The 12048-nt window shown below is 33.2% G+C and carries 13 protein-coding genes, 1 pseudogene and 1 riboswitch; of the genes and pseudogenes, 4 read left to right on the plus strand and 10 right to left on the minus strand.

All coding sequences use genetic code 11. The annotated features are described in order from the left end of the window. Positions 1-303 precede the first annotated feature (303 nt). The 6 genes from F606_RS0108200 to F606_RS0108225 form a co-directional block, all read right to left on the minus strand. Entirely contained in the window at positions 304-1092 is a 789-nt protein-coding gene (locus F606_RS0108200; RefSeq protein WP_019553402.1) for a TIGR03943 family putative permease subunit, read from the minus strand. An 18-nt stretch (positions 1093-1110) separates the two neighbouring features. Beyond that, on the minus strand, positions 1111-2007 hold the full coding sequence (locus tag F606_RS0108205) for a permease (RefSeq protein ID WP_169558422.1): 897 nt from the start codon (positions 2005-2007) through the stop codon (positions 1111-1113). Positions 2008-2112: 105 nt separating this feature from the next. Beyond that, the gene (locus tag F606_RS0108210; protein ID WP_019553404.1) at positions 2113-2709 is read right to left on the minus strand and encodes a peptidoglycan recognition protein family protein; all 597 of its coding nucleotides are present in this window, start codon (positions 2707-2709) and stop codon (positions 2113-2115) included. 43 nt (positions 2710-2752) lie between these two features. Further along, positions 2753-3559, minus strand: coding sequence for a polysaccharide deacetylase family protein (locus F606_RS0108215; protein ID WP_019553405.1), 807 nt, complete (start codon positions 3557-3559; stop codon positions 2753-2755). A gap of 120 nt (positions 3560-3679) precedes the next feature. Further along, complete coding sequence (locus F606_RS0108220; protein ID WP_019553406.1) at positions 3680-4828, minus strand: YibE/F family protein; 1149 nt, start codon at positions 4826-4828, stop codon at positions 3680-3682. Positions 4829-5060: 232 nt separating this feature from the next. Further along, a complete protein-coding gene (locus F606_RS0108225; protein WP_019553407.1) occupies positions 5061-5981 on the minus strand; it encodes a metal ABC transporter solute-binding protein, Zn/Mn family in 921 nt (306 codons plus the stop codon). 109 nt (positions 5982-6090) lie between these two features. On the opposite strand from F606_RS0108225, the gene F606_RS0108230 reads away from it, so the two are divergent. The 3 genes from F606_RS0108230 to F606_RS0108240 are packed head-to-tail and all read left to right on the plus strand — an operon-like array spanning position 6091 to position 8075. Next, positions 6091-6771, plus strand: coding sequence for a metal ABC transporter ATP-binding protein (locus F606_RS0108230; RefSeq protein WP_019553408.1), 681 nt, complete (start codon positions 6091-6093; stop codon positions 6769-6771). Then, positions 6758-7777: a metal ABC transporter permease gene (locus F606_RS20785; RefSeq protein WP_019553409.1), complete on the plus strand. Its 1020-nt coding sequence runs from the start codon at positions 6758-6760 to the stop codon at positions 7775-7777. The genes F606_RS0108230 and F606_RS20785 overlap by 14 nt, the downstream gene beginning before the upstream one ends. Continuing rightward, a complete protein-coding gene (locus F606_RS0108240; RefSeq protein WP_211210044.1) occupies positions 7704-8075 on the plus strand; it encodes a Fur family transcriptional regulator in 372 nt (123 codons plus the stop codon). Before F606_RS20785 ends, F606_RS0108240 begins: the two co-directional genes overlap by 74 nt. Before the next feature lie 410 nt (positions 8076-8485). Here F606_RS0108240 and F606_RS22685 read toward each other — a convergent pair. The 4 genes and pseudogenes from F606_RS22685 to F606_RS0108265 all read right to left on the minus strand — a co-directional run. Next, positions 8486-8638 (minus strand): annotated as a pseudogene (locus F606_RS22685) (diguanylate cyclase domain-containing protein); the annotation flags it as partial. A 99-nt stretch (positions 8639-8737) separates the two neighbouring features. Beyond that, a complete protein-coding gene (locus F606_RS0108255; protein WP_019553412.1) occupies positions 8738-9421 on the minus strand; it encodes a radical SAM protein in 684 nt (227 codons plus the stop codon). Positions 9422-9569: 148 nt separating this feature from the next. Further along, a complete protein-coding gene (locus F606_RS0108260; RefSeq protein ID WP_019553413.1) occupies positions 9570-9884 on the minus strand; it encodes a DMT family transporter in 315 nt (104 codons plus the stop codon). Position 9885: 1 nt separating this feature from the next. After that, positions 9886-10221, minus strand: coding sequence for a DMT family transporter (locus F606_RS0108265; RefSeq protein WP_019553414.1), 336 nt, complete (start codon positions 10219-10221; stop codon positions 9886-9888). 82 nt (positions 10222-10303) lie between these two features. Then, positions 10304-10398: riboswitch (guanidine-I (ykkC/yxkD leader) on the minus strand. Between the two features lie 468 nt (positions 10399-10866). On the opposite strand from F606_RS0108265, the gene F606_RS20790 reads away from it, so the two are divergent. Further along, positions 10867-11703, plus strand: a complete 837-nt coding sequence (locus F606_RS20790) for a DJ-1/PfpI family protein (protein WP_019553415.1) — start codon at positions 10867-10869, stop codon at positions 11701-11703. Positions 11704-12048 lie beyond the last annotated feature (345 nt).

A 12048-nucleotide genomic window follows, 5' to 3' on the forward strand; every position in this document is an offset into this window, starting at 1 on the left:
TAAAACCATCTATAATAACTGTAGCACAAGAAAATTTTACAATTCACAACTGTTTATCCATAAATACCACCCATATGTTTTTCAAACAGTGCTCATACTAATTTGACTTTTTTACACCGAATAGATTACACACTAAAGGCTTGGATCTTAAGAATCCACTATGTTACAGTCTGATATTTATTTCGACAGGACTATAGGGGAAATCCTTTTTTCATCATTAAAACTTTTAATTTTGATACCACTATAACTATGAAAATAAAGTAGAGCGGAAAAACAAGGTTGCTTTCCTTTCCACAAAAATTTTCAAGTGGTTTGTACGAATATATATGTGAATAAAGGTTTTTTGATTTCATTAGACCAAGTAACTTTTAACACAGGAGAAGCATCTTTTTTGCAAACAAGTGTATGGATTGTCCCTTGTATCTCATACCAATGTCCAGCAACAATATTATTTTTATCATCTGAATCGATTGCCAATCCAACTGCTGAAGCATCCACAATACAGCAACTAATAACATAACGAGCAATAGAAACACGTTGTGTCGTTGGATCTATGTAAGCAAATCCTGTTATTTCTACGTTTTTACCAACATAATCTGCCGGATGGCAATATAAATTTTGTATCATGTCAACATAATTTTTATCTGATATTTTAATAAATTTTGTATCTTGAAAATTATCTATCGGGACACTCATACCACTTTTTACTTTATCCGATATAGTATTATTTAACCCTTTATTTTCAATTAATTTTGAATCAAGTGACGTGCTAGGGATAAATAAGGCAACTGCTAAAGAAAAAATAAAAGTTACATAATAGAAAAAAAGTTTATACTTTTCTTTTTCAACATGATAACTTTTAATATTTGAATCTTCTTGACGTAAAATATTTTGGTTTAGACTATTTTGTAAATGCATACATTGTGCAAGCAACATAATAAATAATATTATATCTGATATTTGTAGTAAAATAGTAAAACGTGGATGAACATAAAAAATCACTTGATTCATTATAATAATCCAAGAAAGAAGACTTACCATGCATAATAATATTAAAGTTTTCACACAGTTATCTTTTACATGATATGTCATTTCATACAAAACTCCTTTTTAAAATAAATTTGTCATAATATAACTTCCTAAAAAAGTCAAAATAAAAACTATAGTAATTAAAAAAACTACAAACTTTGTACGAAATGTATGTAATAACATCAATGTATTTTTTATATCAATCATAGGACCAAAAACTGTAAAGGCTATAAGAGCTTCTGTACTAAAGCTACTTATAAACGAAGCTGCTATAAAAGCATCTGCAGACGAACAAACAGAAATCAGAAATGCAAATAAGATCATCACAATAACGGGAAAAAATGGATTATGTCCTATATTTAATAGTGTTGCATGCGGAATACAGAGTTGGGCAATCGTACTTAGAAAAGACCCCAATACTAGGAATCTTCCCATTTCAAAAAACTCATTTGATGCATCATAAACAAAAACTAAAACTTTACCAATTAAAGTTGTCGGCAATACTGTATGCATATGACAACAACATGAACTATCGTGTTGTGATATGGTCAACGCATTTTTCAGGACTGTTTGCTTAAAACTTTTGCTTATAATCCATGACGCATTATAAGCAACAAATAAAGCAGTCGTAACACGCACAAGAGCAATTTCCCAACTATTAAATGCATAAAAAGTAGAAAATATTGTTAAAGGATTCATGATCGGTGCAGCTAACATAAAAGCAATCGCTGAATAAGCTGGTACACCTTTTTGTATAAGTTTTTTAACAATGGGTACCGTTCCACAGTCACAAATAGGAAAAATAGCACCTAAAAAGCAGGCTAATAAAATACTATAAATTTTATTAGCTGGTAATATTTTTTGAATTAATTTTTCAGAAATAAAATTATGTAAGAAAGAAGAAACAATAACACTAATTAAAATGAAAGGTAAAGCATCAATCAAAATACTGAAAAAGATCATTTTAAAATTTAACAATGACTGCCACATGAAATAGTCTCCTGTCTATGCGTAAATTTCAAAATTCACGTCTGCGATTCCCCTTGCAGGGCAATATGTACTACCAAACGTGAAATTTCCACATCACGCTAAAGAATCAACAATACGCTGTCGAAAGGCACCAAGTTGTGCATAAAGATTTTTCCCCGGACATAATGTTGAACTAAGATCTCGATGCCCCAAGATTGTTTTGTTTGTAGGACTAAGATTATAAGTTTTACATAAAAATGTGGTTAATTCTAAAGCGGATTGTATTTGTTCCTCCGTAGGTTTAGACTTTTCAAAATCGCCCACCAAATTGATGCCTATAGAAGTACGATTATAGTGATAACAATGAGCACCAATTGCATTTTGTGGACGGCCGCGCTCAATTGTTCCGTTTTTTCGAATAATATAATGATATCCAATACCAGCCCAACCATTATCCAGATGCCATTGATGCACTTCCGCTGCAGAAACATCACGATCTGTGCCGCCAATATGATGAATAATAATCATATTGGTTTCAGAACGATCCACTAAAGGACTGGCAAATTTAAGATAAGTTTCTTTAATAAAAGGAGATTTGTTATTTATTTTTCTTACCCCAGCAAAGCTTTTCTTACTAACTATAATTTCTGGGAACAAATAAAAAAAACTAAAAATATAAAACGTATATATTAAAAATTTTCGGCGATTCATCAAAAAGTTCTCCTTACAAAAAACATATATAAGATACTGCAATTTATATGTGTAATAACGAAAAATTGACTTTTTCAGTCTGTATATAATTCATAAAGGCAGGAAAATGTAAACTAATCCAGAATCGCAGAAAAGTATGCGTCTGCGATTGAAAAATAGGAACCCGATTTAATGTGTACGGATTATCTTTGTCCATATCAGAACCTAAATGAACCGTAAAGGCGGCACGGTATCCATATTTTTGAACCATAGAAATAACATGTTGATCATAGTCACCATAAGGATATGCTAAACAATCAATTTTATAACCTAAATTTTTTTCTAGATCTTCCTTTGAATCAAGTAATTCTTGTTGTAATATTTTCTCATCTTTTACTTGATTTAAATGTGGATGACTAAAAGTATGTCCTTCAAAAAGAATATTGTTGTTTTTCATTTCTTGAATTTCCTGCCAAGAAAGATAGTGATCTTTATTTACAAGACTAGAAATCAGAAATATGGTTGCATTAAATTTATATTGTTTTAGGATAGGATATGCATTGAAATAGTTATCTTTATAACCATCATCGAACGTAATTAAAACCGGTTTTTCAGGAAGTGTCATTCCTTGTTGTAAATAATCCAACAATTGATCTGGCGTAATCGTTGTATATCCTTCTTCCGCTAAATCTTTCATTTGTGCAGCAAATTCAGTCGTACTTAACGTTAAAGCATTATGATCTTGATTATTGATTTGATGATAATTCAAAACAGGAATGCCCTGCTGACTAAAAAATAATAATTTTAAAATAATGCAAATTAAAATAAGCACAAAAAAAATCACATAAAAATTCCATTTAGACTTCCCCACTAAAGCATACATCTCCTATTTAGTAATATTACTGATTGACCTAAACTATAGCTATATTAACCAATGTTTATGAAAGAAAGCTGAATTTATAACAAATGTTGTCAATCTATGAAAATGGCTTTACGAGTTAACAATGCGTTTTTTTCTAGAGCTCTTGCGTTTGTCACAAAATAAATAAGCAGAAATACATGCGGTCAAAGGAATAGCACAAACCAATCCTATACTGCCTGTCAAAGCTCTTACTATTTCTGTGGCAATTAAATTAAAATTCATGATTTTAATTAAAGAAAGATCTTTTTGTACGGATAATAATAAAATCAAAGGTAAAGATGAGCCAACGTAAGCTAAAATCAACGTATTTGACATGGTTCCCATGACATCACGCCCTATATTCATCCCCGCCTTAAATAATGGTTTAAAATGAATTTCATTTGAATGTTGTTTAACTTCATGAATGGATGACGATATTGATATTGCTACATCCATTACAGCACCTAATGCACCGATTACCATTCCAGCAAATAAAATGCCTTGAAAATCCACATTAGGGAGAGCGGTTGCCTTCAACATAATCGCTTCTTCATTTGCTAATCCATTTAAATGCATTAAATAAATTGATATTTTAGCTAAAATACCCGCAATTGCAACACCGCCCAATGTCCCTAAAATAGCAGCAAATGTTTTCTTATTCCATCCACTAATTAATGTTTGAGAAATTATTGAAATAATTGTACACAACAAAAAAACCATGAATCCAATTTCCCAGTGATTTTCTTTTAAAATTTGATTAATAAAAACCGCCACAATTAAGAAACAGGAACAGCCAATAACAAGGATCGACTTGAATCCAATAGCTCTGCCGAAAATCAATAAACAAAAAACAAATAACCCAATAAGCAAATAAATATAATTATCGCGTTGAAAATCACTGATATGATATTCTAGCTTACCCATTTGATTTACAGCTTCGAGAATAAGATGATCCCCTTCGTGAAGTTCCATGACTCCGAATGCCGACCGTTCTGGTTGATAATTGACTATCGTAATTTCCTGATCTGTATCAACACCAGAGGTTATTTGCAGCTTAATCAGTTCTTGTTTGCCAAACTTCATTTTTGAAGAGGAATCTTGGTCTATAGGTTGAACGGAAAGCACAATTCCTTTTTCGTATTGCACGTCAGGGGTTTCCGGCTGTGCATCTGCGACAGACGGTAAAATAAACAAGCAGAATACTATCATCATTGCGTAAAATAGATATTTATTTTTCATTTCAAAAGCCACCTCTTAATTATTTTATTCATTAGTAATATTACTATTTGATAATTATACTAAATTTATATAAAAAAGCAAAATATAGGCACCATGATTTTTTTGCATAACAAAAAGGAAGGCGTATAAATTCCCGCCTTCCAAAAAAATTCAACATTTCTATAAAATCTTACCCATTTTGAAGCGTCTTACAATATAACTTCGTCTGCTTCTAAACACTAAATTGCACTTTTTATTTTAAACTCTGATATATTTTTTCCAAGTTATCGCGCATACTTTGAAGATAGTCCTTGTTATCTTCTTTACTTTCCAGAGTATAAATTTTTTCGGCTTTTGCTCCAACTTCATTAGCTAAAGTCTCTGAAACTTTTGGACTAACCATATCTTCTACAAAAATAGTTTTAATATGATTTGTCTTACAATAATCTGTTAACTCTTTCAGTTTTTTTGCACTCGGTTCACCTTCAGCAAAAACGTCTTCAACACTGTTTTGCTTTAAACCAAAATCACGTGACAGGTAGGCAAAAGCAGCATGTCCTGTAACAAAGTTCTTATTTGCTACAGATTGAAACTTTTGATTATATTCTTGATAAAGTGTTTCAAGTTGATCATAAAAGATTTTATAGTTCGCTTCATAAAAATCTTTATTCGCTGGATCAGCCTTGATTAAAGCATCTTGTACATTTTTTGCTTCTATTTCAGCACCTTTTAAACTTAACCACAAATGAGGATCATTTTGTGCACCTGATTCAATTTCTTCCGCTCCAGTCGCTGGCAGTGGTTCAGCTCCTTTTGCCGCTTCAACCACAATCAAATTTTTATTGTCTGCAGCTTCTAAAGCTTTATCAACCCATGATTTTTCCATATCAAAGCCATTGTAAACAAAGATTTTAGCACTATGTAACCCTTCTAAATCACTTGCTTTTGGTTCAAAATCATGTGGTTCCGTTCCATCGGGTATAATCGTCTGTACCTCTACCTTCTCTTTACCAACTGCCTCCACGATTTCTCGCATGGCATTAAAGGAAACCATCACTTTTATCTTTCCATTATCTTCCTGTTTGGTTGGTTCCGAATTTTTCGGTGTTCCACAGCCCGCAAAAATGCCCAGCAGAAGAATGAACAACAAACAGTAAAAACCTGATTTTTTCATAATATCACTCCAGTTTTTATTTTCAGATGCGAATAGTTTGCATTTGCATCTAAAAATAGGATATAATGATATTAAAAATATGTCAAGTGACAAATTTACGGAGGATATAATGATTCATATCAAAAACATGTATTTTTCATATGAGCAAAGCTCATATATATTGAAAAATTTAAACTTTTCAATTCAAGACGGCTCCTATATTTCAATTTTAGGTGAAAATGGTTCAGGAAAAAGCACCTTCATCAAACTTTTATTAAACTTACTCATACCAACTAGTGGTCATATAGAAAATACATTCACAAGAACAGCCTATGTGCCGCAGCGATTTGAGAGCCTCAATACACAATTTCCTATAACAATTGAGGAAATTTTAACGTGCTATCAAAAAGCACGTCATATTCCTGGTAAAAAAATCATTGATGATAGTCTTGCTCTCGTTAAAATGCAGGATTATAAAAAATCCCTCGTCGGAACTTTATCAGGCGGGCAATGCCAAAAAATTTTTATTGCCCGTGCACTCATGGGAAACCCGGATTTATTGATCTTAGATGAGCCTTCAAATGGGGTTGATATAAAAAGTCAAAATGAAATTTATCAATTGATAAAAAATCTAAACCAAGAAAAAAAAATTACAGTTATTTGTGTAGAGCATAATCTAAAAGCTGCGATTAAAAACTCCACCCTTTTATATCATATTGCACAAGGAGTTGGTCATATCTGCAATCCACAAGATTACATTCGCGAATATCTCATTGAAAATACAGGAGTTGAAAATTATGTTTCAATATAATTTTATGCAAAACGCTTTTATGATTGCCATTTTAATCTCAATTTTATGTCCTCTAATTGGTATGTTTCTTGTATTAAAGCGCTATTCTATGATGGGTGATACCTTATCCCATGCCTCATTCGCTGGTGTAGCCGCCGGATTGATGGTTCATATACATCCTATTTTAAGTGCATTTTGTTTAACTTCTATATTTGGCGTATTGATTGAAATTTTACGACGACATTTTAAAAATTATGCTGAATTAATTTTAGTTGTTATCTTATCGCTATCTGTCGGAATTGCCATTACACTCATTAGTTCCGGTCTTGTACATGCAAATATCGATTCCTTTTTATTTGGCAGTATCCTAACTGTTACACGAGAAGATTTTTATATAGTTTTGCTTTTAAGTATCCTATCTTTGATTATCATTTCTCGGCTATACCACTCTTTAATGTTCATGATTTTTGATGAAGAAGGTGCCAAAATTTCCGGCATCAATATCAAATTCATTAATTATACCTTTGCAGTTTTGGTCGCTGCAACAATTTCGGTATCGATTCGAATCGTAGGCATTTTAGTCATTAGTTCTCTAATTGCGTTACCCATTGCAACTGCTCTGCAGCTTAGAAAAGGTTTTAAAACGACATTACTCTTTGGTGTTTTATTTAGTTTCATTGATATAATAAGTGGTATTACGATTTCCTATTGGATTGATGCTGCACCAGGGGGAGTTATTGCGATAATGTCCGTCTTAGTTTTGGCTTTCGTATTATTTTTGCAAAATCATCATTTTCCATTCAATATACATTTGCTAAATTTCAAAAATATGGCTAAAATAAACTGTATGATTGCAAACGAAAAGAGGGATTCTGATGGAAGAAGAAAGTTTCGAATACAAAGCATTTTTAAACCAGCATGGCATCAAAAGTACCAAACAACGAAATTTACTTTTGAAACTTCTCAATCAGAGCAACGAACTATTAACAGCGGATACTCTATATCTAAAAGTACTCCAAGAAGATAATACAATGAATTTATCGACGATTTATCGTATCTTAGATTTATTCACAAAAAAACAAATTATCCAAAAATCAAACTTTCTTGAAAATACAACGAGTGTTTTTGAGCTCAAACGATTATCTCATCAGCACCATTTAATTTGCTTAAATTGCAAAAAAATTATTTATATTGATCATTGCCCTTTAGAAAAATTTGAAAAATCGTTGGAATCAAAAACAAATTTTTTTATTTCAGATCATAAACTAGAACTTTACGGATATTGTGGTGACTGCAAAAAAAATTTACACCACGAAATTTCATAGAACGATACGTTTAATTTGTCACAAAATTGTCATAAAATTGAGGTATTCTATTTGTAGGGATTACTCCTCCACAGATTAATCTCAAGTATTACAACTCCTAAGTTTCAAAATCTATTCCCTATTAGATCGCACAGATTATTGTTCTGTGCGCTTTTTTTGTCTAAAAAAGAAAACCCTCATTATCCTTGCAAACATAAATTCATCGCCGCTTTTGCGGAAACAGCTTTACTAAAAATATAGCCTTGAATGTAATCGCACTGACATTCTGCCAATTTTGCCAGCTGTTCTTTTCTTTAAACGCCCTCAACAACAATCCTCATATCTAAAGTATGACTCATAGCAATAATTAATTTAACAAAATTCGCATGAATCATCCGCATCGCATCCTCTGCTTTTTGCAGTAATGGTAGTTAGAAAAAACGCCAGCAATTTTCACCCGATTCCTTAGCTTCATACAAAGCAACATCAGTCTTTTCCATAATATCTTCCAACATATCAGCGTGCTGCGGATAAAGAAGTATCCCTATACTTGCCGACATTTTGATTTGTTCTTCTGCTACTTCATATTCCCGGCAAAGCCTCTGCTATTGTGACGAATATGGCATTGTCGCTACAGGAACTAGTAATGAAGAACACCTTACTCTGCAATGGAAAATTTTATATCATAAAAGAATATTTGAGATTTTCTTAAATATTTCATCCGTTATACCAAGTTTTTTCTTAAATCTTTCATCTTCCATTCTTGTAATAATTATCTTATCAGGAGATATTTTTTTAATGATATTTTTGATCTGCCGGACTGATTTATCATCATCGTTATAGTCCTTAATAATAGTAATTTCAAAGATAAATTTTCCTTCATATTGTTTATTAAATGAAATCATGTTTGAAATATATTCTTCTAATGTATATTCTCTAATCGGTCTTTGCACTGTTTGAAAATCTTCTTCTGTTATTACTTTTAATTCTCCAATAACCTCATCACATTTATTAGCAATTTTTATATATTCATCTTTACCTAATAAATATCCATTGGAAAGCAACCTTACAGGTAAACTTTTCCCTTTGATAAATTCAATAATATCAACAATTTTATCATTTATTAATGATTCTCCTTTTGAGTTAATAAAGATTAATTCTGCTTTTTTATTCTCTATCATACGTCCTAGTTCAAGCATCGAACGATCCATTTCATTAAATGATTTTTGGGTATCCACTTTATATTTTGACCTTCCAATAGGACAAAATATGCAGTCGAAGTTGCAATACTTCTCTGGGAGCACATTCACCTCAAGCACTCTTTTCCCCTCTTCAACATAAATTTCTTTATATGTGAAACCACTCATTGCCATTCCCCCTAAATTTACATAATTGATACAGTTTTGTTATTAATATCAAGAATCGATTGCACGATACAAAGATGCCTTTCCCTTGATTTTAAGATAGGTTTCATCCATGCGCTATGAATCATTTGTTGGCTTAAGATATTTGTGTTTATTCAATCAGCTTTAAACCAACAGCAGAGCCTAGCAAAACGGCTATAGAAATAATTCTTGATAAATTCCTAGGTTCACCATATACAAACATCCCCAATATCGCTCCGCCCGAAGCTCCAATTCCAGTCCACACTGCATAGGCTGTTCCCATAGGCAATGTCCTCATAGCAAGTGCTAAAAATAAAAAACTTAGGCAAAATCCGATGAACAGCGGAACAAACGCCTTCCAGTTGTGATCTTTATGCAACTTGTTAATCATTGTAACCCCCATCATCTCAAAGATGCCTGCCATGATTAAGAATAACCAATCCATCTTATAGCACCGTTTTATCTTTCTGATTACTTAGCATCTTAAGACTGATAACGCTACTTAACAGTAGTACAATCAAAGCACTCTTAGCAGGTATAACAGGTACATTGAACAATATAGTCTCTGCCAGTACGGTTCCCGCGGTTCCAAGTCCAACGAAAACAGCATATACTGTCCCAACAGCAAGGTCACGCCCAGCCATAATCATCAGATAAAAGCTAATGATTATGGCGATTAATGTTCCTCCCCATTCCAAGACACTATCCGCATGCTTCAGCCCGATTACCCAGCCCACTTCAAAAAAAGCGGCAATAACAACTGATATCCAAATTTTGTTCATATAGCCTTGCCTCCTTCTTTAGTAATAACGAAATACGGACAAAGAAAGCCCGGGAAAATAAGCTGCCATATTGCAGCAACTATTCTCCCGGGCTTTTATCCCTCCGTGCTATAGTCGTAGACTATCGTTTTCTCTCGGACCAGACCAGCGAACTGCGGAACCCTAGAAAACTATTTATTACATCTAATGATATTATACACAATTGATTTGAGTTGTCAAGAACCTCTGCAAAAACAATGTGTTTAAATTTTGCGACTCAATTACATCCTATTAAATTCTTTTTTTAATATGGCACGGGTTTTAGACCATTTCCGTTAACCGTGTTCCTCCACGTCCACTTAAAACATCAATTAACCCCTTGCTCCCATTTACAGATGGCCGATCATAGAAGTTATTTAGGTATTGGGATATCAATATGATTTAATTTTGCTATTGCGGACAAATTTAAAGCAGGTAGTATGACATCTTATGAGTTGCCAGTTTATTTACGAATTTGCATAATATTGATGTAATGAGTCACTGATATTGACTTTCAAAGACTGGCCTCTTTCCTTTTTTCAAATCTGGCCCTTTTACGAAAGATAGTTTACATGCTTTAATATAACTATCACGTGCACGGATAATAAAAATTGGGGGTTATAAGTTATGGATAACAATAAATTGTTCTTGAAAGTAGGCATATTTTTGTTTGATGGTGTTGAGCCAACCGATTTCATTGGACCTTATGATGTATTTACTGCTGTAGATTCCGGACATCCTGAAAAGCAAACCACGCTATATCAGACACCACATGCCATGTATGACGTTTTTACTGTCAGCGAGACTAAAAAAGATATACATGTTAGCGCGGGGGGATTAGTGTTTAAGGCTGAATATGATTTTAGCGATTGTCCTGCGATTGATATATTAGTTGTTCCTGGCGGCCGAATAACAGAGGCGCTTTTATCTAATCCAAATGTAATTGATTGGCTACAAAATCAGAGCAAAAATGCAGAGATTACCTTCTCTGTGTGTAGCGGAGCTTTATTACTTGCAAAGGCAGGATTACTTAAAGAGTCATCGGCTACAACACATCATCTTGCTTTTGATGCTTTATTAGCTATTGATCCTACAATAACGCTGAAAAAAGATGAGCGATTTATTGATAATGGTCGGATTATCACGGCAGCTGGCGTTACGGCTGGGTACGATGCAGCAATGCATATTGCCTATAAAACAGCTGGACGGGATGCTTTTTTTAAAGCTGGTGAAATATTGGAATATGGTGAAGCTTGGAAAAGCGTACAAAGACGGTTGGTTGGACTACCTGTGCATCGAAAAATTACTGCTAAATGTATCAAATGTGGTAAATGCATGAAGGTTTGCCCATTTGGTGCGGTTGTAGAAGGACAAAACCAATTCATGATTCAACCTGAACGTTGTGTCGGTATAGGTCCGTGTGCCAAACTATGTCCAGTCGCAGCTATTGAATCATTATTCTAGATAGAGATTAGCTATGATCATGAAACCAAACTTATATAAATAGTTTGTAATTCTAGGGAGAACAGGATTTACTGTTCTCCCTAGAATTGTTTGCTCAATACAGTTCGTAACTTGATAGTGAGAATAGCGTAAGCAACTTCGTGGTATAGCCTCCTTCTATCAATAGGTGAGGGGGAAACATTAGATGAATCAGCACACATTTAAAAGTTAGTTAAAACAATATTTTGCTGTCTTAGGTAAATCATTGGCAAAGATTTTTGTTCGTTAAAGGACGTGCTATTAAGGGGTAAAGAAACGTAAGGTGAAAAGGATCTCTCAGAAGAGGTGATTTCTCGTTGGGAGATA

The organism is Propionispira raffinosivorans DSM 20765 (assembly GCF_000381065.1).
Lineage (GTDB): Bacteria > Bacillota > Negativicutes > Selenomonadales > Selenomonadaceae > Propionispira > Propionispira raffinosivorans.